Annotated in this window: 21 protein-coding genes and 6 pseudogenes; 13 read left to right on the forward strand and 14 right to left on the reverse strand. The window is 71.2% G+C overall.

Translation table 11 applies throughout. The features are described from left to right. Nucleotides 1–91 precede the first annotated feature (91 nt). Nucleotides 92–388, forward strand: a complete 297-nt coding sequence (locus tag ACZ6ZQ_RS33340; protein ID WP_469772256.1) for an antibiotic biosynthesis monooxygenase — start codon at nucleotides 92–94, stop codon at nucleotides 386–388. A gap of 69 nt (nucleotides 389–457) precedes the next feature. On the opposite strand, the pseudogene ACZ6ZQ_RS33345 reads toward ACZ6ZQ_RS33340, so the two are convergent. Together ACZ6ZQ_RS33345 and ACZ6ZQ_RS33350 are read right to left on the reverse strand one after the other, a co-directional pair. After that, nucleotides 458–646 (reverse strand): annotated as a pseudogene (locus ACZ6ZQ_RS33345) (DUF397 domain-containing protein); the annotation flags it as partial. After that, nucleotides 639–731, reverse strand: a pseudogene (locus ACZ6ZQ_RS33350) (transcriptional regulator); the annotation flags it as partial. The pseudogenes ACZ6ZQ_RS33350 and ACZ6ZQ_RS33345, both read right to left, overlap by 8 nt. A gap of 166 nt (nucleotides 732–897) precedes the next feature. On the opposite strand from ACZ6ZQ_RS33350, the pseudogene ACZ6ZQ_RS33355 reads away from it, so the two are divergent. After that, nucleotides 898–1,346, forward strand: a pseudogene (locus ACZ6ZQ_RS33355) (ATP-binding protein). A gap of 157 nt (nucleotides 1,347–1,503) precedes the next feature. On the opposite strand, the gene ACZ6ZQ_RS33360 reads toward ACZ6ZQ_RS33355, so the two are convergent. The 6 genes from ACZ6ZQ_RS33360 to ACZ6ZQ_RS33385 all read right to left on the reverse strand — a co-directional run bounded on the left by ACZ6ZQ_RS33360 (nucleotide 1,504) and on the right by ACZ6ZQ_RS33385 (nucleotide 6,458). Beyond that, a complete protein-coding gene (locus ACZ6ZQ_RS33360) occupies nucleotides 1,504–2,595 on the reverse strand; it encodes a serine hydrolase domain-containing protein (RefSeq protein ID WP_469772257.1) in 1,092 nt (363 codons plus the stop codon). Between the two features lie 339 nt (nucleotides 2,596–2,934). After that, nucleotides 2,935–3,411 (reverse strand): Clp protease N-terminal domain-containing protein, encoded by a 477-nt coding sequence (locus ACZ6ZQ_RS33365; protein ID WP_469772258.1) that lies wholly within the window; start codon nucleotides 3,409–3,411, stop codon nucleotides 2,935–2,937. Continuing rightward, complete coding sequence (locus ACZ6ZQ_RS33370; RefSeq protein WP_469772259.1) at nucleotides 3,398–3,643, reverse strand: hypothetical protein; 246 nt, start codon at nucleotides 3,641–3,643, stop codon at nucleotides 3,398–3,400. Before ACZ6ZQ_RS33370 ends, ACZ6ZQ_RS33365 begins: the two co-directional genes overlap by 14 nt. A gap of 193 nt (nucleotides 3,644–3,836) precedes the next feature. Next, a complete protein-coding gene (locus ACZ6ZQ_RS33375; protein ID WP_469772260.1) occupies nucleotides 3,837–5,390 on the reverse strand; it encodes a hypothetical protein in 1,554 nt (517 codons plus the stop codon). A 70-nt stretch (nucleotides 5,391–5,460) separates the two neighbouring features. Then, on the reverse strand, nucleotides 5,461–5,952 hold the full coding sequence (locus ACZ6ZQ_RS33380) for a GNAT family N-acetyltransferase (protein ID WP_469772261.1): 492 nt from the start codon (nucleotides 5,950–5,952) through the stop codon (nucleotides 5,461–5,463). Between the two features lie 101 nt (nucleotides 5,953–6,053). Further along, nucleotides 6,054–6,458 (reverse strand): VOC family protein, encoded by a 405-nt coding sequence (locus ACZ6ZQ_RS33385; RefSeq protein ID WP_469772262.1) that lies wholly within the window; start codon nucleotides 6,456–6,458, stop codon nucleotides 6,054–6,056. 58 nt (nucleotides 6,459–6,516) lie between these two features. On the opposite strand from ACZ6ZQ_RS33385, the gene ACZ6ZQ_RS33390 reads away from it, so the two are divergent. After that, nucleotides 6,517–7,146 carry a nucleoside/nucleotide kinase family protein gene (locus ACZ6ZQ_RS33390; RefSeq protein ID WP_469772263.1) on the forward strand — a complete coding sequence of 210 codons (630 nt, stop codon included), beginning with the start codon at nucleotides 6,517–6,519 and terminating at the stop codon, nucleotides 7,144–7,146. After that, a pseudogene (locus tag ACZ6ZQ_RS33395) lies at nucleotides 7,089–7,340 on the forward strand (LysR family transcriptional regulator); the annotation flags it as partial. The gene ACZ6ZQ_RS33390 and the pseudogene ACZ6ZQ_RS33395, both read left to right, overlap by 58 nt. 24 nt (nucleotides 7,341–7,364) lie before the next feature. Here ACZ6ZQ_RS33395 and ACZ6ZQ_RS33400 read toward each other — a convergent pair. Further along, nucleotides 7,365–7,643 carry a hypothetical protein gene (locus ACZ6ZQ_RS33400; protein ID WP_469772264.1) on the reverse strand — a complete coding sequence of 93 codons (279 nt, stop codon included), beginning with the start codon at nucleotides 7,641–7,643 and terminating at the stop codon, nucleotides 7,365–7,367. Between ACZ6ZQ_RS33400 and ACZ6ZQ_RS33405 the strand changes: the two genes are divergently transcribed. Then, a complete protein-coding gene (locus ACZ6ZQ_RS33405) occupies nucleotides 7,633–8,343 on the forward strand; it encodes an MOSC domain-containing protein (RefSeq protein ID WP_469772265.1) in 711 nt (236 codons plus the stop codon). The genes ACZ6ZQ_RS33400 and ACZ6ZQ_RS33405 overlap by 11 nt on opposite strands. 36 nt (nucleotides 8,344–8,379) lie before the next feature. Here the strand turns inward: ACZ6ZQ_RS33405 and ACZ6ZQ_RS33410 are convergent, their stop codons facing one another. Beyond that, nucleotides 8,380–9,159: a DUF6183 family protein gene (locus ACZ6ZQ_RS33410; protein ID WP_469772287.1), complete on the reverse strand. Its 780-nt coding sequence runs from the start codon at nucleotides 9,157–9,159 to the stop codon at nucleotides 8,380–8,382. Between the two features lie 532 nt (nucleotides 9,160–9,691). On the opposite strand from ACZ6ZQ_RS33410, the gene ACZ6ZQ_RS33415 reads away from it, so the two are divergent. From ACZ6ZQ_RS33415 to ACZ6ZQ_RS33425, 3 genes are all read left to right on the forward strand, one after another. Continuing rightward, the gene (locus tag ACZ6ZQ_RS33415) at nucleotides 9,692–10,273 is read left to right on the forward strand and encodes a CGNR zinc finger domain-containing protein (protein WP_469772266.1); all 582 of its coding nucleotides are present in this window, start codon (nucleotides 9,692–9,694) and stop codon (nucleotides 10,271–10,273) included. Nucleotides 10,274–10,401: 128 nt separating this feature from the next. Next, on the forward strand, nucleotides 10,402–11,361 hold the full coding sequence (locus ACZ6ZQ_RS33420; RefSeq protein ID WP_469772267.1) for a DUF1444 domain-containing protein: 960 nt from the start codon (nucleotides 10,402–10,404) through the stop codon (nucleotides 11,359–11,361). 95 nt (nucleotides 11,362–11,456) lie between these two features. After that, nucleotides 11,457–12,593, forward strand: coding sequence for a M24 family metallopeptidase (locus ACZ6ZQ_RS33425; RefSeq protein WP_469772268.1), 1,137 nt, complete (start codon nucleotides 11,457–11,459; stop codon nucleotides 12,591–12,593). 123 nt (nucleotides 12,594–12,716) lie between these two features. Here ACZ6ZQ_RS33425 and treZ read toward each other — a convergent pair whose 3' ends face one another. After that, complete coding sequence (gene treZ / locus ACZ6ZQ_RS33430) at nucleotides 12,717–14,465, reverse strand: malto-oligosyltrehalose trehalohydrolase (RefSeq protein ID WP_469772269.1); 1,749 nt, start codon at nucleotides 14,463–14,465, stop codon at nucleotides 12,717–12,719. A gap of 97 nt (nucleotides 14,466–14,562) precedes the next feature. On the opposite strand from treZ, the gene ACZ6ZQ_RS33435 reads away from it, so the two are divergent. Further along, the gene (locus tag ACZ6ZQ_RS33435; protein ID WP_469772270.1) at nucleotides 14,563–15,945 is read left to right on the forward strand and encodes a GH1 family beta-glucosidase; all 1,383 of its coding nucleotides are present in this window, start codon (nucleotides 14,563–14,565) and stop codon (nucleotides 15,943–15,945) included. A gap of 35 nt (nucleotides 15,946–15,980) precedes the next feature. Here ACZ6ZQ_RS33435 and ACZ6ZQ_RS33440 read toward each other — a convergent pair whose 3' ends face one another. Both ACZ6ZQ_RS33440 and ACZ6ZQ_RS33445 read right to left on the reverse strand, forming a co-directional pair. Beyond that, nucleotides 15,981–16,274 (reverse strand): hypothetical protein, encoded by a 294-nt coding sequence (locus tag ACZ6ZQ_RS33440; RefSeq protein ID WP_469772271.1) that lies wholly within the window; start codon nucleotides 16,272–16,274, stop codon nucleotides 15,981–15,983. Between the two features lie 80 nt (nucleotides 16,275–16,354). Beyond that, a complete protein-coding gene (locus ACZ6ZQ_RS33445) occupies nucleotides 16,355–17,236 on the reverse strand; it encodes a GNAT family N-acetyltransferase (protein WP_469772288.1) in 882 nt (293 codons plus the stop codon). Between the two features lie 268 nt (nucleotides 17,237–17,504). On the opposite strand from ACZ6ZQ_RS33445, the gene ACZ6ZQ_RS33450 reads away from it, so the two are divergent. Beyond that, on the forward strand, nucleotides 17,505–18,053 hold the full coding sequence (locus ACZ6ZQ_RS33450; RefSeq protein WP_469772272.1) for an FHA domain-containing protein: 549 nt from the start codon (nucleotides 17,505–17,507) through the stop codon (nucleotides 18,051–18,053). Between the two features lie 65 nt (nucleotides 18,054–18,118). On the opposite strand, the pseudogene ACZ6ZQ_RS33455 reads toward ACZ6ZQ_RS33450, so the two are convergent. Then, a pseudogene (locus ACZ6ZQ_RS33455) lies at nucleotides 18,119–18,711 on the reverse strand (NAD(P)/FAD-dependent oxidoreductase); the annotation flags it as partial. Here ACZ6ZQ_RS33455 and ACZ6ZQ_RS33460 point away from each other — a divergent pair. From ACZ6ZQ_RS33460 to gnd, 3 genes and pseudogenes are all read left to right on the forward strand, one after another. Then, nucleotides 18,682–19,011 (forward strand): annotated as a pseudogene (locus ACZ6ZQ_RS33460) (LysR family transcriptional regulator substrate-binding protein); the annotation flags it as partial. The pseudogenes ACZ6ZQ_RS33455 and ACZ6ZQ_RS33460 overlap by 30 nt on opposite strands. Before the next feature lie 124 nt (nucleotides 19,012–19,135). Further along, nucleotides 19,136–21,199 (forward strand): transketolase, encoded by a 2,064-nt coding sequence (tkt, locus tag ACZ6ZQ_RS33465; RefSeq protein WP_469772273.1) that lies wholly within the window; start codon nucleotides 19,136–19,138, stop codon nucleotides 21,197–21,199. Between the two features lie 18 nt (nucleotides 21,200–21,217). Then, complete coding sequence (gene gnd, locus ACZ6ZQ_RS33470; protein WP_469772274.1) at nucleotides 21,218–22,249, forward strand: phosphogluconate dehydrogenase (NAD(+)-dependent, decarboxylating); 1,032 nt, start codon at nucleotides 21,218–21,220, stop codon at nucleotides 22,247–22,249. Nucleotides 22,250–22,252 lie beyond the last annotated feature (3 nt).

A 22,252-nucleotide genomic window follows, 5' to 3' on the forward strand; every position in this document is an offset into this window, starting at 1 on the left:
GTTCGCGGAGGCGGAACCGGTGCCGCGAGCCTACGGTGGTCTGAGAGCGCCAACGAACGGCGCGGTGTTCGGTCGGCCTGGAGGAGGCCTGATGAAGGAGCACTTCGTCTGGATGACAACGCGCCGTATCAAGCCGGGCATGCTGGCGGAGTTCGAGGGGGCGTGGCGGCCGGAATCCCACCCGCAGGGCATGCTCCGTGCCTTCGCGTACTGGTCCGAGGACGGGGAAGAAGTGATCGGGGTTTCGCTCTGGGAGTCCAGAGAGGCGTGCGACGCCTGGCGCGGCTCCGAGGCGGAGACGCGTCGGCGTGAGGTGATGGCTCCCTACGTCGTCGACGAGCGAGAAGCGTTCTATCGTGGCCGCGAACTCGTCATCCCCGAGCGATAGCGGGAGCGCCCCGCAGCGGAGTTGATCCGGTGCGGGGGTCGTGACCCTGTCCCTGTTCCTGCCCTTGGGTCAGGCTTCGGCCGCGTACGAGACGAAACCGGTCCAGGCTGCGGGGGAGAGGGCGAGCTGGGGGCCCTGCTTGTCCTTGGAGTCGCGGACGTGGACGGTGGTGGGGCAGGTGGCGACCTCGACGCAGTCGTCGCCGGAGCTACCGCTGTAGCTGGACTTGTGCCAGGAGAGGGCGACTTCGACGCAGGAGCCCCGCGTGCTCGCGCAGGGCCTGGACCACCGCGCCGAACGTCCTCAGACTGTCCGAGGACTCCGGTTCCACACCGTCCGTCATGTCCGGCCACCTCCCGCGCACCGCGCACCGCCCCGCTGCCCACTCCCAACCGGCCTATCGTTACGGTCAGTTACGCGTACTGTCCACTCCGCGTGCGTGTACGCTGACGCCGCGTACACGGCTCCGGCCTGGAGAAACGGGTCCGGCGCACGCCACATTGGGGCCCATGACGCCCCCTAGCACCCACCAACCACCCGTCACCGTACGTGTGTTCACCCAGCGGTTCAGCTCAACCCCGCGCGGCGCTCGGCTCGCCCGGCACCTCGCGCTCCATCAGCGGGAAGCTGGGGCATCCAGCACGGGACCGAGGTGTCCGACACGGCCGCCGTGCTCGTTGCCGAGCTGGCGGCGAACGCGGTGACGCACGGCCGCGTACCGGGCAGGGACTTCGAGTTGCGGCTCGCCCACACCCCGCCCATGCTCCGCATTGAGGTCTCCGACACGCGCGGCGAGCGCCGCCCGCCCGGCCCCGGGGAGGTCGCCGAGCCGCCGACCGGCTCCGAGAGCGGACGGGGACTGGTGCTGGTGGCCGCGCTCGCCGACCGGTGGGCGGTGCTCGACCGCGTACCCATCGGGAAGACCGTCCGCGCGGAACTGGACCTGCCGCGCTGCTGATCAGGCCCGCCCGGACAAGCCCCGGACTCCTGTCTGTGACCCGAGCCGCAGAGCAACCTCCACAGAACTCCTTGGTGGTGGTCCGGCGGCTGATGTCGGCGGCGTAGGCCGCCCATCGCCGGCACGGACCACGCGGCCGACGCCGTGACTCCGGTGTTCAGGTATCACTCCGGCGGCAGAACTTTGCCTGAAGCAGATCGGTGAAGATGCCGATGGGGTCGTCCCAACCGCCATTGCTCCAGTCGCCGTTGACGTTGGTGGTGACCATCTGTTCGCCATCGCGAGCGCCGTAGGCGTAGGACCATGACCCGAAGAGCGCACCCCCCATGCCCCAGACCGTTTCCGCGCAGGGCAGTCTCACTGAGGAAACGCCGAGGCCGTAGGCGGCGTTGGGAATCCAGTCGCGGGTGGGCACGGTGGTGAACATGTCGCGTTGTTGGTCCGGTGGCAGCATCCGGCCCCCCAGCAGGGCGCCGAAGAACCGGTTGAGGTCCCCGGCGGTGGAGATCATGCCGCCGGCTGCCCAGAACATGGATGAGTCGAGCTCGGTCGCGTCGTGGACCGGTGCGCCGGGGTCGGTCTGGAACAGCTTCGTGTAGTGCCGGGAGTGTGGCCCGTGGATCGTCGGGTCGCTGCCGTGCGGCAGGTACGTGCCAGTCAGGCTGAGCGGGCGGGAGATCCGCTCTGTGATCTCCTCGGCGAGCGCGTGGCCGGTGGCCCGTTCGATGATCATGCCTGCGAGGACGTAGTTGGTGTTGGAGTACGCCCAGCCCGAACCCGGTGTGAAGGTGGGCGGATGGGATACGGCGATCTGTACCAGTGACTCGGGGGTGTGTGTCTCGTAACGGTTCAGCGCTTCCTGGTCATCGGTGTAGTTGAAGATCCCGCTGGTGTGGTTGAGCAGCATCCTGATGTTCACCCTGGCACCGTCGTGGTGGTGGCCGTGGACCACGCTGGGCAGCCACTGCTCCGCGGTGTCATCCAGGCTCAGCCTGCCTTCGGCCGCCAGCTGCAGCACGACGGTGGCCACGAACGTCTTGCTGATGCTGCCGATGCGGAACCGGTCCTGCTGTGAGCGCTTGCGGCCGGTTCGGGTGTCGGCCACTCCTGCGGTCCCGAACCACTGCCGGTCGCCGTCGCGGATCTCAGCAAGAATGCCGGGAAGGCTGCCTTGAGTCACGGCTTGCTGGAGTAAGCGCTGGATCGCCTCGTAGCCCTCGGCCCTTGAGGCCGGCACGGACTCGGACACGGCGCCCGCAGCCTTGGCTGGCTCGGCGCCCGGTCGGCCGCCGCCTGCATGAGCGGTGTGTTGGTGCATGTGGTTCCATACCCTTCTTCGTGGGTGGTTCGGGTCATTCGTAGGATCGGGACGCCCAGGGGAATCGGGTGTGGCTGTCTCCTTGTCGTGTGTGACCCGTAGGTGGCCGCCCGGCCCCTCTCCACGTGCTTCATTGGCCCACCGGCTCTCACCAGGGACTTATGGGCACAGCGCAGCGTGCGATCCATCGCGCACGCCTGCAGGACTCACTGCACATCCCGGCTGGGGCACGGCCGCGGAGTGAATTGCCGTGTCAGCTGTTGCCAGTGGTCACTGATCCGGGCTGTTGAGCGTCTGCCGTACGCGGTCCGCCAGTTCGGCCTGATCGATACCGGCCAAGGCGAGAGCGCGTGGCACGGTGCCGATTTGAGCCTGCAGGATCCCGAGTAGCAGATGCGCTGACCTCAGGTCCTTCTTGCGGGCGAGCGCGAAGCTCCGCTCCAGTGCAAGTCTGGCGGACGCACCTATCTTGGGCTGCTGGGAAGCGTGGCTCGGCCTGGGAAGGTCATAGGTGGCCGGAGACACCCCAACCATGCTCAGGCTGTGCTCGAACTCTCGATCCAGCGCCTCGCGGACCGCAGCGTGATCGAGCCCGGCCGAGGCCAGCACCTGCTGTGCGGTAGACCCCTGATCGGCGGCGAGCGACAACAGGAGATGGTGCGCGTCGAACGTCGCCGACCCATCCTCGTGGGCTTCGTGCATCGCCCGCACGATGACCGCGTGCAGGTACTTGTCAAACGCGCTCATCGCCGCGCCTCCTCAGCTTGACTCCTGCGGCGATGAGCCGCTTGGCGTGCTTCTTGTGGACGGCTTGGCGGGTGACACCGAGTGCCTCGGAGACCTGCGGCCAGCTCCAGCCCGCTCGCATGGCCTGTTCGACAGCTGCGTCCTCCAGCTGATCGGCAAGGCGCCGCAGCGCGACGACAGCCGCCAGGGCGTCAGCAGGATCTTGAGGAAGGGAATTCTTGCCGACGGACATGCAAGCAACTGTAGTTGACTAATGGAGATAGTCAACCCCAGTTGCTCATGACTGGGACGGGGCGGGGCGATGCGTCGGTGACTCGCGATCATGGACCGACATGTCGGCAAACGACCGTCCGTCGACACTCACCCCGTGGCGAGCGGTGCGAAGGCGCCCCGCCCAAAGCGGAGTGCGGGGCGGGACAGGTTGGCTACCGAGGCAGCCGTGCCACCGCCCACTTCGCCTCCTGCGCCAGCGGCCCGAGGGCCTTGCGGGACGGCTCGGCGATCTCCTTGAGCAGTGTCCTGCCGTGGGACATGGCCTCGCGGGCGAGGATCGCGTCGCCCGATTCGGCGGCGGCGAGGGCGAGGAGGAGGTACTCCTCGGTGATCAGTCCGCCGAAGCGGCGTCGGCGCCGCCAGTCCGGCACGGCGTCTTGGTCCCCGGTGGCGGGCGATGGGAGACGGAGGTCCAGCTCAAGCTGATCAGGCCCGGGCCCGGGCTCGGGACCGTGATCGGAGGTGGGCGCCGCAGCGGGCTCCAGGGCACCGACGGCGCGTTCCAGCGCCCGGCAGGCCCCGGAAAGGTTTCCCGCGCCCCGCTCGTACGCGGCGAGCGTGATGCCCGCCGAAGCCCGGTCCCATGCCGTGTCCTGCAGTGATGTGACGTTGTACTGTGCACGCGCGGCCTGGCGGAACTCGCCGAGCAGCGCCAGCTCCGCTGCTGTTCCGCGTAGCCGAGGCGCGTCAGGACCGGTGTCGTCCAGCATCCGGATCAGGGCGACGCGCGCATGCTCGGTACGGCCCTGGCGCCGGGCCAGCGCCACCCATGTCAACTCCGGTGCGGCGGACGGGTCCTCGCCGAAGCGCTCCGCGTCGAGCTCCCGCGCCCAATCAGCCAGAGCCGCCGGCTCCTCAGGGAGCCCCAGCAGCGCCCCACGCAGCAGCGAAACGTCGTCGGCCGACCCGTACCTGCCGACCAGCACTGCCGCGAGGCGAAGCTCGTCGCCGTACCCCGTGTCGGTCGCCTCGCGCTCCAACAAGTGCCGCAGGAGCGGGAGATCGCTGTCCTGGCGGTCGTACTGGGCGGCCCGCAGCACCGTCGCCCGGCGGACGGCATCAGCGGCCACCTCGTCCCAGTCGCCGCGGTCAGCCGCCCGCATCCGCGCCAGGTCCGCGCGGCCCGGGGCGAGGACCGTTTCCCGGAGCGGGGTCCGCGGATGCGGGTCGAGCAGCTCGTATGCCAGCAACTCATCGGAATTCAGGAGCAGATACTCCGGCTCGCTCCGCAGCAGTGCGCGGTGGAACATGGTGAACAGCTCCAGGGTGGAGCGCTCAGGGAGGCCGAGGGCTCTGCGCAGCTCGGTCCGGCGGTCGTCCAGATCCGTCATGAACTCCTGGAGTTCGTTCTCGCTCGCCGCGACGGCGGCAAGAATCGCCTCCTCGCCGTCCGCCGGGGACAGCCCCGTGTGGTCGCGCCAGTCCGGCAGCCCGATCACCATCTCCAGGGCCTCACCCACGCTGTCCCCGATCAGCCCGGCAGCCCCCTCCGACGACGCGTACAGCACCGGTCCATCAGCTCCGCCGCACACGAAGTACGTGCCACCGGCACCGTCCCCGGCCACCGGCTCCAGCGACGCACCCGAGGCCAGACACACCGCCTCCCCGTGCTCCGCTCGGTCCAGGTCGAACTCGAAGGGATAAGCGGCGGCCAGCTCGGCGAGGCGCGGCTGCTCGCGGAGCAGCCGGAGCACGGGGTCGGTCATGGCCCGTACGTTACGCGGGCCGCAGCGTCCGGCTTCAGGGCTGCCCGCACCATCCGTCCGGAGCAAGTGATCAGCGGGGAGCGGCAAGTTGGCGCTGGTACCGGACGCCGGGGCGCCCGTCGATCCGGATGTCCTCCACGGCCGCGAAGCCGTTACGTGCGAGCACGGTCATGGACGCCTGATTGTCGAGGGTGGTGACCGCCCGGAGAGCGGACAGCCGGTAGGACGTGGCAGCGAGGCGGCACACCTCCGCGACGGCGGCGGTCGCGACGCCCCGGCCCGAGGCACACTCGCCGATCCGGTAGCCGAGTTCAGCGGCGCCTGCTTCGACATCCACGAGATTGACGCGGCCGACCAGGTCCCCCTGTTCGTCGATGACGACATGGAAGTGACACAGACCGACGTCCTGCTCGGCGAGCAAGGCGCGGTGACGGGAGGCGAACCCGACGAAGTACGCGTCCCCCCGATCCGGCACGGACCGCGCGAAGTACTCCCGGTTCTTCTGCTCGAAAGCCAGCAGGGCGGGCGCGTGGTCACTCCGGAGCCGCTCCAACGTCACCATGCGCGGCAGCATACATAGCGGTGACCGCGCACGGCTCACGGCCGGGGTTGTCGCCTCACAAGTCCGACGCCGTGCGGACCGTCGTATCCGGTGGCCGTGCGTTACGCAGGCTGCAGCAGGTCCCAGCGGTTGCCGTACAGGTCCTCGAAGACGGCCACCGTGCCGTACGGCTCGTGGCGCGGCTCCTCCAGGAAGCGCACTCCCGCCGCTGTCATGCGCGTGTGGTCACGGGCGAAGTCGTCGGTGTGCAGGAAGAACCCGACCCGGCCACCCGTCTGCGCGCCCACGCTCGCTTCCTGCTCCGCGCCCTTGGCGCGGGCGAGCAGCAGATCGGTACCGTTGTCGGCGCCGCCGGGGCGGACGACCACCCACCGCGACCCGTCGCCCCGGTCCGTGTCCTCGACGAGCGTGAAGCCGAGCGCGTCCGTGTAGAAGGCGATGGCCTCGTCGTAGTCGCGCACGACCAGCGCGATCAGGGCGATACGGGGCAGGGGCGCGGCGGACATCGGTTCTCCTTGCTGACGGGCGCGCCCAGTATCGCCGACGCCGTGCACAATGCCTCGCATGGACCCGTCGATCGAGCAGCTCACCGACCGCGCCCGGCGCCTCGCCCAGCCCGGTACGCGCCGGATCCTCGGGATCGCGGGGGCGCCCGGCGCGGGCAAGTCCACCCTCGCCGAGGAACTGGTGACGCGTCTCGGCGGGCGCGCCGTCCTCGTACCCATGGACGGGTTCCACCTCGCCCAGGCCGAGTTGGAACGGCTCGGACGGGCGGACCGCAAGGGTGCTCCCGACACGTTCGACGCCGCCGGGTACGCGGCGCTGCTCGCCCGGCTGCGGGCGCCCGAGGCGGGGACGACGGTGTACGCGCCCGCTTTCGACCGCGGGCTGGAGGAGCCGGTCGCGGGCAGCATCGCCGTCGCTCCGGACGTCCCGCTGGTCGTCACCGAGGGGAACTATCTGCTGCACGACGAGGGTCCCTGGGCGGGGCTTCGCGCGCTTCTCGACGAGGTGTGGTTCCTACGGCTCGACGACGAGCTGCGGGTGTCGCGGCTCGTCGACCGTCATGTGCGCTTCGGCAAGGAACGTGCGTACGCCGAGCGCTGGGTCAGGGACTCCGACGAGGCCAACGCCCGCCTGGTGGACCACGGTCGGCACCGCGCGCACCTCACCGTCCGGATGGACGCGACCTGACACAGCTCTTCCAGCTCATCGCGCTCGGCCGTACCACCGCGATCATTCCTGAGCCCGCCGGCACCGACCCGCGCCGGGATCTCGCCGCCGTGCCGGTCCTGGATGCTCCGCCCGTGACAACGGTGATCGCTTGGCCGTCGCAGAGCCGACTTCGCGCAGTCGCCGACCTGATCCGCGTAGCAGCACGTCATTGACCGGCTGTTCTCGACCGGGTCGTCCTATGGCCCGCGTTCCGCGAGCTTCTTCAGCGTGAGCAGCTGCTTTCGCATCATCACGAGATCGCCCCAGGCCAGAAGTCTGCGCTGCACCCGATGGGTCAGCTTGCGCCGTTTCTCGACATCGACCGCGACGACCAACCGGCAGCCCTGTGCCGTCGGTTCGAGAACGTAGGTCACCGCCGTGCGTCCATACCGACGCGCGGGACCGTCCGGAAGCACCACGGTGATGTGCCGGTCGCGGCGGTAGGCCTCCTGTAACGTCTGCCCGATGGGGGACACGGTGGGCACGGTCGGGCGGATCTGGCGCTATCCGATCAAATCGACGGGCGGTGAGCGGCTGGAGCGAGCGGACGTCGACGCCCGGGGCATGGTCGGCGACCGCCTGTACGCGGTGCGCGACGCGGAGGGCGGGATCGGCTCGGGGAAGAACACCCGCCGCTTCCGGCGGATGACCGGCCTGCTGGAGTTGCGTTCCCGCTACGCCGACGGGGCCGAGCAGCCAGAGCTGCTGGACCCGCAGGGCGCGGCCGTGCCGGACCCCACCGCCTATCTGCGCCACTACCTCGGCCGCGACGATGTCGAAGTCGCCCGGGAGGGGACGGTCTCCCACTTCGACCAGCTCCCTCTCAGCATCCTGACGACCGCCACCCTCGACTGGGTACGCGCGGCCGTCCCCGGCGTCCCGGTCGACGAACGCCGCTTCCGGCCGAACCTGCTGGTGCGGACCCCGCCGGGCACACGTCCGTTCGTCGAGGACGAGTGGTTCGGGAGCAAGGCCCGGATCGGCGACGTTCTGTGCGTGGAGTTCGTACGCTCCAGCGAGCGATGCGTGATGACCAACCAGGCTCAGCAGGATCTGCCCCACTCTCCGCTGGTGCTGCGGGCCATCGCGCAAGCGCATGACACCCGCCTGGACGCACTGGCCACGGTCGCGGCGCCGGGACCGGTGCGGCTCGGGGACGCCGTCACTCTGATCTAGTGCCCCTCCCGGCGAGCTTTGCCCTGTCCCGGCACTCTAGTCGGTCTCGGTGACCGCCAGCACGGCGATCCGTGTCCGGCTGGGGTCGAGGACGGCGAAGGCGCAGTCCGTGAGGTCGCCATGGAACCACTTGCCGGCCCGGCGCGCTGCGGCGAAGCGCAGCCAGCGGTGTTCGTAGGCCCTGCGTACGGCGTCGTGGTGCGAGACATCGGGGGCGAGGTCCATGAGTGCGTACAGACTGCGCCACGTGAGCAGTCTGCTGTACGCGCCTTCGTGGCCCTCGCCCCACAGCCCGCCCGAGAACGCGGCGACGAAGAGATCGCCGGCGACGTCATCGGCGGTGGTGTGCACGGCGGTGAGGGTGTCCCGGGTGAGGTTGTGCAGGCAGGGCGCGTCGAGTTCGGCGAGCAGCGCGGAGTTGAAATCGGCGGGGTCGAGTGGCTGCGGCAGGGTGTGGAACACGGCCTCGGACTGCGCCAGTTCGGCGAACGGGCCGGTCGCCGCGTCGGCGCGCGCGGCGTCCGGGGACTGCCGGGCGGTGCGGCCGGCACGGGCGCCGGACTCGGTCGGAGGTATCTCCGGGAACCGGGCCAGCAGTTCGGCCGGGCTCATGGAGCCGAGGATGCCGCCCTGCATCACCGCACCGCTGCGCATGGCGTGTTCGAAGTACGGAGAGGTGAGCGGAAGCCAGGCGAGGGGATGCCCGAGGTCGCGCAGACGCGCGCCGTACGACACATAGGGTTCGTCGTCGAGCCCCCAGCGCAGGGCCATCTCGTGCAGCAGACAGGCACGGAACTCCGTCGCCGGGTCGTCCAGGTCCGTGGGCGGGGTGCGCGAAGTGAGGCCCCAGGGCCACCGTGCTCGGGCGCTGCACCAGCTGCCAGGCGATCCGCCGCATCAACCCCCGCCCGCCCTGCGGGCCTTCGGCGCTCGCCAGGTACTCCGCGAGGCGGACCGCCCAGTCCGTGGCGGCCTGCGAGTGATGCTCGGTCAGTACCGTGGCGAGCTTCATGACGGTGCCGGTGCCCTCGGCGGCCCGGGCCGGATCGGTGGCCAGGTCGTAGAGGCGCTCGGGGTCGGTGACGGCGTAGACCTTGAGCGTGGCGTCATTGGGGAGTCCAGGCGGTACCGGCATACGGGCACCCTATGCGGCGCCCCGGCACATGCCCGGCGGGCGTCCGGCAGCCCCCGGTCCCATGCCGTCCGGCACACCCCCCGGCCAGCAACAGCGCCGGTCCCGACATCTCGTCCCCGGTGCGAGCGGTTGCCGCCCCGACGAGATAGGACCACATTGCGTAACGCGTTTTCATGCGGATCACGTTACGCAAGTAACTCAAAACTTCGCCACATGCGTTACATGCATTACATTGCCCGTGTGCAGCCCTTGAACGACGACTGGTCGACCCGGCATTCGGTGCTGGCCACCGCCCGGCGCACCGCCGCCCTCATCAATGTCCTGACCGGTGAGGACACGGAGACCGAAGCGGTCGTGGCGGTGCTGCGTGAACACGGCGAGCTCGGCTCCATCAAGCTCTCCGCGAGCGATGTCGCGGAGATGCGCGCCGCCGCACGACTGCTGCGTGAGGTCTTCGCCGCCGATCACATCGACCTCGCCGCGTCCCGTCTGAACCGCCTCCTGCTGGAGAGCGCAGGGCCGGTACGCCTCTCCTCGCACGGAGGTCGCACCCCCTGGCACCCGCACCTCGACAGCGACGACGACGCGCCCTGGGGTGAGTGGTTCCTCGCCTCGTCCTGCATGGCACTGACCGTCCTGATCTGGGATCGCCAGCGCCCGCCCGGCGGGCTCTGCGCATCGCCCAGCTGCCAAAACGTCTACCTCACGCAGGGCAGCGGCCCGGCACGCCGCTACTGTTCCCGCCGATGCGCGACACGGGAAAGAGTGGCGGCCCACCGGCGTTCTCGACCGTGAGCCCGGCTCCTTCGCGCAGGCGGACCGGCCCGGGCAGCCGTCGACCACTCCCGGGCCTGAAGAGCGCGGCCGGCGGGGAGGTCGGTAGGCTCGAAACCTGAGCGCACACAGGATGAGCGGGGGCTGACGTGGGGCTGTTCCGGCGAGGGCCGAAGCGTGACGGGGACGACGCGCCCCGGGACGCGGAGTTCGCCTTCCTCTCGGTGGGCGAAGGTGCACGCTTCCGCGGGCAGGTCCGGGAAGCGTTCGCCGAGCAGGGCCTGGAAGTCACCGTCTACGCCGACGTCGTCACCGACAGCTCCGGACGGCAGTTCGGACTCGGCAACCTCGCCGCGGTCTGCCACAACGACGAGCGCGGCCCCCGGGTGTGGCCCGACGTGATCCGCCAGCATGTCGGCATGGTGCTGCGCACCATGGATGCCCCGTCCGCGCTGGACACCCTCCCGCCCGACCAGATCCGTGCCCAGCTCTACCCCCGGGTGATCGGCTCGGACGGCCTCGACCGGATGACGTTCAGCTACGCCAGAACACTCGCCCCGGGACTCAGCGAGGTGCTCGCCCTCGACCTGCCCGAGAGCGTCATGATGCTCACCGACGAGGCCCTGGAGCCGCTCGGCGACGTACCGGGGCTGCGGGAGCGCGCCCTGGACAATCTGCGGGGGCTGCCCGTCGAGGCCCACGAGACCGTCAAGGACGCCGGGGGCATGTGCTTCGAAGTGGTCGTCGGCGACTCCTTCTACACCGCCAGCCGGGTCCTCGTGCTGGACGCACTCGTCCGCCAGGTCACCGGGCAGCACATCACCGCGGACGGGGCGCTGGTCGCGCTGCCGTTCCGGCACCAGCTCGCCTTCCACGTCATCCGCGACACCAGTGTCATCCCGTCCCTCAACGCCTTGGCCGCGTTCGCCGCGTCCGGCTACGCGGACACGCCCGGGGCGATCACCCCGTACGTCTACTGGTGGCGGGCCGGGACGCTGACCCAGCTCAGCGACCGTGACGAGGACGGCGACGGGCTGCGGATCGTCGTCGGCGAGGACTTCCAGGACCTGCTGGAACGGCTCATCGCCGAGAAGCCGGACCAGGACTGACCACCGACCAGGCCCCGGGGACCGACCGGGCAGAGCGCCCGCTCGCGCCCTCCGGTCGGCCCGGGCACCATGAATGTGCTGAGGAGGACGGACCCATGCCCACACCGCCCGCGGCTGCACCGCCCGAACCCTTCACCGCCGACGACTACCGTGCCCGGATGGCCCGGGCCGCCCGGTCCGCCGCCGAGGCCGGGCTCTCCGGCCTCCTCGTGGCCCCCGGCCCCGACCTCGTCCATCTCACCGGCTACCAGCCCGCGGTCACGGAACGGCTCACCGTCCTGGTGCTCGTCGAGGGCCAGGACCCCGTGCTGGTCGTACCGACCCTGGAGGCCCCCGACGCCCAGCACGCCGCCGGCGCTCCCGCGCTCACGCTCCGCCCGTGGACCGACGGCAAGGACCCGTACGCCGTCACCGCGGCGCTGCTCGAGGGCCGCGGCCGCTTCGGGGTCAGCGACAACGCCTGGGCGATGCATCTGCTGGGCATGCAACGCGAACTCCCCGGCACGTCGTACGTCTCCCTGACGGACGCCGTGCCCATGCTCCGCGCGGTGAAGGACGCATCCGAGCTGGCCAGGCTGGAGGCGGCGGGCGCGGCCGCCGACGAGGCGTACCGGGAGATCCTCGAGGTCCGCTTCTCCGGCCGCAAGGAGACCGACGTCGCGGCGGACCTCGCCGCTCTGCTCCTGCGGTTCGGCCACTCCCAGGTCGACTTCACGGTCGTCGGCTCCGGCCCGAACGGAGCCAACCCGCACCACGAAGCGGGCGACCGCACCATAGACCGGGGCGACATGGTCGTCCTCGACTTCGGCGGCCTGAAGCACGGCTACGGCTCCGACACCACCCGCACCGTCCATGTCGGTGAGCCGTCCGCCGAGGAACAGCGCGTCCACGACGTCGTACGCGAGGCCCAGCAGGCCGGATTCGAGGCGGTGCGGCCGGGCGCCGCCTGCCAGGACGTCGACCGCGCGGCACGCGCGGTGATCACCGACGCCGGATACGGCGCGTACTTCATCCACCGCACCGGACACGGCATCGGCGTCACCACCCATGAACCGCCCTACATGATCGAGGGCGAGGAGCAGCCTCTCGTCCCGGGCATGTGCTTCTCCGTCGAGCCCGGGATCTATCTCCCCGGCCGGTTCGGTGTCCGTATCGAGGACATCGTGACGGTCACGGAGACGGGCGGCCGCCGCTTCAACAACACACCGCGCGAGATGGCGATCGTGGAGTAGTAGGCGCCGGCTGTTTCCCCTCCCAGGGGCTTGCTTTTCAAGCCCCCTGGGACGATCGAGGAGCGGGGTCCGGGGAGGGGCCCCGGCGGGGGAGGGGCCGGAGCCCCGGCCGCGCAACGCACGTCACCCGTCGGCCAGCACCACACACGACTCGCCCGGCAGCCCCAGCACCCCGTCCGCGCCGGGCGGCCGGACGTGGTCCCATGCCGCCAGCACCCGGCTCCCGCCGCCCAGCGGGACCGCGGCGGGCTCCTTGCCGAGGTTGACCGCGACCCGCAGGTCGCCGCGGCGGAAGACGAACCAGCGGGCGGTCTCGTCGTAGGCGACGCGGACCGCCGCCAGGTCCGGGTCGGACAGGTCCGGCTGGCCGTGGCGCAGGGCGATCAGCGCGCGGTACCAGGCCAACAGGCGGGCATGGGGCTCGCGTTCGCGCTCACTGCGGTCCAGGCAGGAGCGTTCGCGGGTGGCCGGGTCCTGCGGGTCGGGGATGTCGTCCGCCGCCCACCCGGACGCGGCGAACTCGCGCCGTCTGCCCTGACGTACGGCCTCCGCGAGCTCGGGATCGGTGTGGTCGGTGAAGTACTGCCACGGCGTACCGGCGCCCCACTCCTCGCCCATGAACAGCATCGGGGTGAACGGCCCGGTCAGTACGAGTGCGGCGGCGCAGGCCAGCAGCCCGGGGGACAGCTGGGCGGAGAGCCGGTCGCCGAGGGCGCGGTTGCCGATCTGGTCGTGGGTCTGGGCGTATCCGAGGAAGCGTCCCGCGGGTGTCCGGACCAGGTCGACGGGCCGTCCGTGCGTGCGGCCCCGGAACGTCGAATACGTACCGTCGTGGAAGAAGACATGGCCGAAGGTCTTCGCGAGCGCGGCGAGCGGGGCGCGCGCGAAGTCGGCGTAGTAGCCGTGGGATTCGCCCGTCAGTGCCGTGTGCAGGGCGTGATGGAAGTCGTCGTTCCACTGCGCGTGCACACCGAGCCCGCCCTCCTCGCGCGGAGTCGTCGTCCGGGGATCGCACCGGTCCGACTCGGCGATCAGGAACAACGGCCGGCGGACGTCCGCCGCGAAACCGTCGACCGCCGCCGACAGCTCCTCCAGGAACGTCAGTGCACGGCTGTCCGCGAGCGCGTGGATCGCGTCCAGCCGCAGCCCGTCCACGCGGTAGTCGCGCAGCCAGGCCAGCGCACTGCCGATCAGATACGCGCGAACCTCGTCGGAGCCCGGGGCGTCGAGATTGATCGCCGCGCCCCATGGCGTGTGGTGGGTCTCGGTCAAGTACGGCCCGAAGGCGGGCAGATGGTTCCCCGACGGCCCGAGGTGGTTGTGGACGACGTCCAGGACGACTCCCAGGCCGAGACCGTGTGCTGTGTCGACAAAGCGCTTCAGCGCCCGGGGTCCGCCGTACGGCTCGTGCACGGCCCACGGCGACACCCCGTCGTACCCCCAGCCGTGCGTCCCCGGGAAGGGGCAGACGGGCATCAGTTCCACATGGGTGATCCCCAGTTCGGTCAGCTCACCGAGGCGCCCGGCCGCGGCGTCCAGGGTGCCCTCGCGCGTGTACGTGCCGACGTGCAGTTCGTAGAGCACCGCGCCCGGGAGCTCCCGGCCGTGCCAGTCGTCGCTGCGCCAGACGTACGCGTCCGGCGCGACCACCGCGCTCGGCCCGTCCGGCCCCTCCGGCTGGCGGCGTGAGCGCGGATCGGGCAGCAGCGGGCCGCCGTCGAGGAGAAAGCCGTACCGCGCCCCGTCGTCCGTCTCCGCCTCGGCCGTCCACCACCCTGCCCGCTCCGGGTCGCGGTCCATCGCCTGTTCGGTGCCCTCCAGCCACAGCGCGACCCGGTCCCGCGCGTACGGTGCCCATACCTCGAACAGCACTGGTGATCGATCCCCTGTCGTGTCGGCGGCACTCGTACCCATCCTGGCAACTCCGGGGTCTTCAGGCGCTGTACTCGCCGGTACTAGTGTCCCGGTCATGACATCGCCCTCCGCGACATCGCTGCCTGTCTTCCCTCCCGGTTTCCTGTGGGGGGCCTCCGCGTCCGCGTTCCAGACCGAAGGCGCCGCTGACACGGACGGCAAGGGCCCCTCCGGCTGGGACGCCTTCGCCGCCGAGCCCGGCCGCGTCAAGGACGGCGCGGACGCCTCCCGCGGCACCGGCTTCCACGAGCGCTACCGCGAGGACGTGGCACTGCTCGCCGGACTCGGCGCCGGAGCCTTCCGGTTCTCCGTCAGCTGGCCCCGGGTGATCCCCGGCGGCAGCGGCCCCGTCAACCCCGCGGGGCTCGGCTTCTACGACCGTCTTGTCGACGAACTGTGCGCCCAGGGGATCACCCCCGCCCCGACGCTCTACCACTGGGACACCCCGCTGCCCCTGGAAGAGGCGGGCGGCTGGCTGAACCGCGACACCGCCGCCCGGTTCGCCGAGTACGCCGCCGCCGTCGCCGAACGCCTCGCCGACCGCGTCCCCATGTGGATCACCATCAACGAACCCGCCGAAGTCACCCTGCTCGGCTACGCCCTCGGCGAGCACGCCCCCGGCAAGAAGCTCCTCTTCGACGCCCTGCCCGCCGCCCACCACCAGCTGCTCGCCCACGGCCTCGCCGTCCAGGCCCTGCGCGCCGCGGGCGCCGGCAACATCGGCCTGGCCGTCTCCCACTCGCCGGTACGCGCAGCGAGCGACAGCGACGAGGACCGCTCGGGCGCCGAGATCTACGACACGCTCACCAACTGGCTCTTCTCCGACCCGCTCCTCACCGGCCGCTACCCCGAGGGCTTCGACGCCCTGATGCCGGGACCGGTCGCCGAGGACCTCGCCGTGATCTCCGAGCCCCTCGACTGGTACGGCGTCAACTACTACAGCCCCATGCTCGTCGGCGCGCCCGCCCCGGACGCCCTCGACTCGTACGCGGGTCTCGGCATGCCCGCCGGACTCCCCTTCGGGCTGCGGGAGATCGAGGACGCCGAACGCACCCACTTCGGCTGGCCCGTCGTCCCCGACGGGCTCCGCGAACTCCTCGTCACCCTCAAGGAGCGCTACGCGGACCGCCTCCCGCCCGTCCACATCACCGAGAACGGCTGCTCGTACGACGACTTCCCCGACCTCGCCGACACACGCCGAATCGCCTACCTGGACGGACATCTGCGCGCCCTGCACCGCGCCGTCGAGGAAGGGGTGGACGTACGCGGCTACTTCGTCTGGTCGCTGACCGACAACATCGAATGGGTGGAGGGTGCCTCGCAGCGCTTCGGGCTCGTCCACGTCGACTACGAGACGATGGAGCGGACCCCCAAGGCGTCGTACGCCTGGTACCGGGACGCCATCCGGGCCCAGCGGGCCGCACGGTCAGGGGACTGAGCGGATCCGCCACACCAGTATCCCGCCGGCGACCGTCACCACCGTGGAGGTGAGGTAGAGACCGCGCGGCCGAAGCGGCCGCCCGTACGGTCGGAGAGCGCACCCGCCAGCGGATTGGCCACGACGGCGACGAGCGCGCCCAGGCCGGTGACCCAGCCGAGCGCGACCTCCTTCCCCGACGGGTCGATCGCGTCGATCTGCTCGGCCAGCAGCACCTGAATCGGGGTCAGGAAGGCCATGTAGAGACCGAGACCGGCCAGCACCAGCCCGGATATCCAGCCGCCGCCAACGCGGGTCTGCGGCTCCGTACGGGGGTCGTCCATCACCATGGGCCGCTCGCCATCAGCTCGGGGGTGCCCGGAGCCTACGGACACCCCCGACCCCGATCAATACGCCGGATGCCCCGGACTCACACGAGATGGATGCGTTCCTGGACGACCGGATGCCCGGCCTTCGTGAAGTTCGCCGCCATCGGGAAGTTGCCCTGGTCCGTCGCGCCGGCGATGAACTCCGCACCCTGCTCGGCCAGGAAGTGCGTGCACTCGGCGAGCAGGTCGTACGCGTAGCCCCGGCCGCGCTGCTCCGGTACGACCCCGATGTAGCCGATGCACGGCCCCGACGGGTTGTGCGCCGGGATGTGCAGACCGGCGAGCTCGCCCTCCGGCGTGAACGCCAGCCGCCACCACTCGCGCGGCGACGGGCACCAGTGGAAGAAGTCCAGCTCCTCCTGGGCGGCCTGGTCCAGGCCGCCCTCGGCGATCGCGTGCAGGGCGTGTGCGTCCAGCGTCGCCGAGTGCACGCGGCGCAGGACGTCGAGGATCACCTCGTCGTCGGGCTCCGGCCGGAACTCCAGCCGCCCGGGCCGCTCCGGCAGCCCGCACTCCGGCGTCCACCGGTACTGGAACCGTTCGACGAGCACCTTCATCCCCGCCGCCTTCGCGGCACGCAGCCGCGCCTCGCCCGCGGCCCGGAGCACCGGGTCCGCGCGCCAGCCGGCGGGCAGGATCAGCTCGTACTCGACCCGGAACGGGGAGGTGCGCAGCAGTTCGGCGCCCGCCTCCTCCTCGCCCTCGGCGACGTCGAACCAGTTGAGGTTGACGGGTGACGTGTCGTCGGGTCCGCCCCACCAGGCGGCCCGGGCGACGACCTTGCCGTCGCGCAGAGCGACCCGCTTCCACTCGGGGCGGTGCGTGGCACGGGCGAGCGCGTGGCCCACACCGAGCGGGTCGGGCAGTGCGTCGAAGAGATGTGCGTCGCTCTCGGAGAGCGCGCGGATGACCGGACCGGTCACAACGGTCATGAGGAAGTCCTCCGGGAAGGGATGTGCGTGAAACGCTCCCGGTCAGACGGTGAACGCCGGGCGGACGGGGCGGGAGCGCGGGGATCGTGTGGTCTGCACTGCACTCGCCTCCTTCCGTCGGTCACGGGCGTCGTGATCACGCTAGACGGCACCGGGCGGGACGTCCAGCGCTTTTCGCGCACACGTGCGGATGGGCGGTGGAAGTGATCTTGCCCGGTCCTTCTGGACACCCGGGCCACGCAGCCCGACAATCACGTTTGTGACGTCCTCCTTCGAGTTCCAGACGTACCCCGCTCGGCCCTCCGACGCCGAGCGGGACCGTGTGCTCGGAATCCTCAGAGAGGGCGCGGCCGAGGGCAAGCTGTCGCACGACACGTTCATGCGGCGCATGGAGCTCGCCCTGTCCGCCCGCGGGCCCGACGAACTGCGGGCGCTCACCGCGGACCTGCACAGCGAAGGCCGCCTGTCGAAGAAGCTGTTCGGCGCGGTCGGCAAGGTGTCCGCGTTCTCCGTGCGGCTCCGCCGGGCCTGGAAGGCCGAGCGGCTGCCCCCGCTGCTGCTGCCCGAGCCCGGACCGTATCCGCTGCGCATCGGCCGCGACCCGTCCAACGGGCTGCGGCTCAGCCATGACACGGTGTCGCGCCTGCACGCCGAACTGACCCTGCGCGGCGGGCTCTGGGTGCTGCGCGACCTCGGCTCGACCAACGGCACCACGGTCAACGGGCGCCGTGTGACGGGCTCGGTCGTGGTCCGGGCCGGCGACATGGTGAGCTTCGGACAGATGAGTTTCCGGCTCGACGCACGCTGAACGTCCCGCCGCCCGCGCGGTGTTCGTCACCGGCGGTGCAGCCCCCGGCCGCCCGCGCCGCGTCGTCACTGCTGGTGCAGCCCCCGGCCGGCCAGCGTCAGGAACGTCTCGCCGACCGCTTCCGAGAGCGTCGGGTGGGCGTGCACGTGCCGGGCCACATCGGCCGGCTCCGCGTCCCATCCGACGACCAGCTGGCTCTCGGCGATCATCTCCGAGACGTTCGGGCCGACGAGATGGACGCCGAGGACCTGCCCGCCGCCCTCCTGCGCGACGACCTTCACGACGCCGCCCTGGCCGTGCACCATGCCCTTGGCGACGGCCGTCAGCGGCATGGAGTTGACCGTGACGTCACGGCCGCGGCTGCGTGCCTCCGCCTCGCTCAGCCCGACGGACGCGGTCTGCGGCGAGGAGTACGTGACACGGGGGACGGCGGCGCAGTCGACGGGCGCGGACGGCACGCCGGCCAGGGTCTCGGCCACCAGCAGGCCCTCCGCGAAGGAGGCGTGGGCCAGCCCGAGCGACGGCGGCGGCAGCAGATCGCCCACGACATGAACGCCGGGCACCGCGGTCTCCAGCCGTGACCAGTCGGCGGGCGCGACGAAGCCCCGCTCGTCGGTGGTCAGCCCGCCGCTTCCAGACCGAGCCCGTCGTCGAGGGGCAGCCCTTCCTGGACTGGGCCTGCGGGAAAGCCGGCTTCTCGTCCCGTACGGCCGTGCGGACGGAACACACCTCCACGGCGGTCCGTATGGCGGCGGCCGGGATCGGTGTCGCCACGGCCCCCGCGCACGTCGTACGCGGAGCGATCGGCGAGGACTGTGTGCTGCTGCGGGTCGAACCGCCGTGGCGGCGGCCCCTCACGGTGTTCTCCCGGGTCGGGCTCACAGGCGCAGCGGAGACGTTCACCGGGCTGCTGCGGACGTCCTGGCCCCGGGGCGGGCTTCTCACCCGCGGTGGGTGAGGCCGGGCGGCGCGGGCTCAGGGCACGCTGGGCGCAGGGTCGCCATGCCCTGGCGCCGGCGTTCCGGGCCCGGGGCAGGCCGCCTCGTGCGCCGGCCCGTGCCCGCCGAGAACGGGGAGTACTCATGACCGACCTGGACACGCTGTCCGTGAACACCATCCGCGGCCTCTGCATGGACGCCGTCCAGCGGGCCGACTCGGGTCACCCGGGCACGCCGATGGGCATCGCACCCGTCGCCTACACGCTGTGGCAGCGGTTCCTGCGGTTCGATCCCCAGGACCCGATCTGGCCGAACCGCGACCGCTTCGTCCTCTCCGAGGGGCACGCCTCGGTGCTGCTGTGGTCCCTGCTGCACCTGACCGGGGTCCGGGCGGTCGACCCGGACTACGAGGTGCTGGGACGTGCGGCGGTGACCCTCGACGACCTGAAGTCGTTCCGCAAGCTCGACTCCCGCTGCCCCGGCCACCCCGAGTACCGGTGGACGAGCGGCGTGGAGACCACGACCGGGCCGCTCGGCCAGGGGGTTGCCACCTCCGTGGGGATGGCGATGGCGGGCAGGTGGCTCGCCGGCCGGTACAACCGGGACGACTTCCCGCTCTTCGACTTCGACGTGTACGCGCTCGCCGGCGACGGCTGCATGATGGAAGGCGTCTCCTCGGAGGCCGCCTCACTCGCCGGCCACCACCGGCTGTCGAACCTGTGCTGGATCTACGACTCCAACCGGGTCACCATCGAGGGCCACACCGGCATCACCTTCACCGAGGACGTCGCCGCCCGCTTCCTCGCCTACGGCTGGAACGTGACCACGGTCGCCGACGCCAACGACCTCGACGCGGCCACGCGAGCGTTCCACACCTTCCGGGCCGAGACCGAGCGCCCCACCCTGATCCTGGTGCACAGCCACATCGGCTACGGCTCGCCTGTCGAGGACTCGCCGAAGGCCCACGGCGCGCCGTTCGGAGCCGACGGTGTACGGGCGACCAAGCGCTTCCTCGGTCTGCCCGAGAACGAGCAGTTCTGGGTGCCCGACGGCGTCCGTGACGGGTTCGGCGAGGGCATCGGTGCCCGCGGCGCGGAACTGCGCACGGCCTGGCAGAAGCAGTTCGACGCCTACCGCGCCGCCTGGCCCGAACTCGCCGACGAGGTGGAGCGCATGCAGCGCCGCGAACTCCCCGACGACTGGGACCGCGCGCTCCCCGACTTCCCCGCCGACCCCAAGGGCCTCGCCACCAGGGACTCGTCCGGACAGGTCCTCAACGCCCTCGCGCAGCGTGTGCCCTGGCTCCTCGGCGGCTCGGCCGACCTCTCGCCGTCGACCAAGACCCGGCTCACGTTCGGCGGTGCCGGGGACTTCCAGCCCGACGACCCGTCCGGGCGCAATCTCCGCCTGGGCATCCGGGAGCACGCGTCGGCGGCCGTCGCCAACGGCATGGCCCTGACCAAGCTGCGGCCCTACTGGTCGGGATTCCTCATCTTCTCCGACTACGCCAAGGCGGCCGTCCGCCTGTCCGCGCTGATGGAGATCCCGGTCGTGCACATCTTCACCCACGACTCCATCGGGGTCGGCGAGGACGGGCCCACCCACCAGCCCGTCGAACAGCTCGCCGGCCTGCGCGCGATGCCGGGACTGCTGGTGTTCCGGCCGGCCGACGCGGGCGAGGTCGTCGAGACCTGGCGGGTGGTCGCCGCGCTCCGCCACGAGCCGGCGGCGCTGATCCTCTCCCGCCAGGCGCTTCCCACCCTCGACCGTTCCCGGCTCGCCCCCGCCTCGGGAGTCGCACGCGGCGCCTACGTCCTGGCCGACGCGGACTCCGGCAAGCCGCAGGTGATTCTGCTCGCCACCGGATCCGAGGTGTCCCTGGCCCTCTCCGCCCGGGACGAACTGGCCGCGCAGGGCATCGGGGCCCGGGTGGTGAGCATGCCGTGCTGGGAGCTGTTCGACCGTCAGCCGCGGGAGTACCGCGACGAGGTCCTGCCACCGTCGGTGACCGCCCGCGTGGGTATCGAGCAGGCATCGACCTTCGGGTGGGACCGGTACGTGGGAGACGGCGGCGCCCTCATCGGCATGCACACCTTCGGCGCCTCGGCGCCCCTGAAGCAACTGCTCACGAAGTTCGGGTTCACGCCGCAACGGGTGGCCCAGGTCGCGCGCGACCTGGTGACAGCACCCGCCGGCACCACGCCCTGAAGAACGGGAAGGCCGGCCATGACCACTGACACACCCATGCAGATCGGCATGATCGGGCTCGGCCGGATGGGGGCCAACCTCGTGCGCCGGCTGATGCGTGACGGCCACCGCTGCGTCGTCTTCGACCTCGACCGTGACGCCGTACAGGAACTGGAGAACGAGGGGGCGACAGCGGCCTCCTCCCTCCACGACCTCGTCGACAAGCTGGAGCAGCCCCGTAACCTCTGGCTGATGCTGCCCGCCGGCGTCGTGCAGTCGACCCTCGACCAGCTGGCCGCCCTGCTGGACGCCGGCGACACGGTCATCGACGGCGGCAACTCGTACTACCGGGACGACATGGCCCGCGCCAAGGAGCTCGCCCCCCGCCGTATCCACTACGTCGACTGCGGCACCTCGGGCGGTGTCTGGGGCCTCGAACGGGGCTACTGCCTGATGATCGGCGGCGAGGCAGAGGCGGTGAAACGCCTGGACCCGGTCTTCCGCACCATCGCCCCCGGCACCTCGGACGCCGAGCCCACCCCGGGCCGGACCAGGACCGGCGGGAGCGCGCCCGAGGGCTATCTGCACTGCGGACCGAGCGGCGCCGGACACTTCGTGAAGATGGTCCACAACGGGGTCGAGTACGGGATGATGGCCGCCATCGCCGAGGGCCTCAGCGTCATCAAGCACGCGGACGCGGGCCTGCGCGGGCGGACCGTCGACGCCGAGACCGCTCCGCTGCGCGAACCCGAGGCGTACCAGTACGAGATCGACGTGGCCGAGGTCGCCGAGGTGTGGCGCCGTGGCTCGGTCGTCGGCTCCTGGCTGGTCGACCTCGTGGCCGATGCCCTGGCCCGCTCGCCCGAACTCGACAGTTTCACCGGCCGGGTCTCCGACTCCGGGGAGGGCCGGTGGACGGTCCTCGCGGCGGTCGACGAGAGCGTACCCGCGCCCGTCATCAGTGCCGCGCTGATCCAGCGGTACGAATCCCGGAGGCTCGGCGAGTTCACCGACAAGGTGCTGTCCGCGATGCGCGGCGAATTCGGCGGTCACGCCGAGAAGGCGGGGTGAACC

This window comes from Streptomyces sp. NPDC053673 (assembly GCF_055585225.1).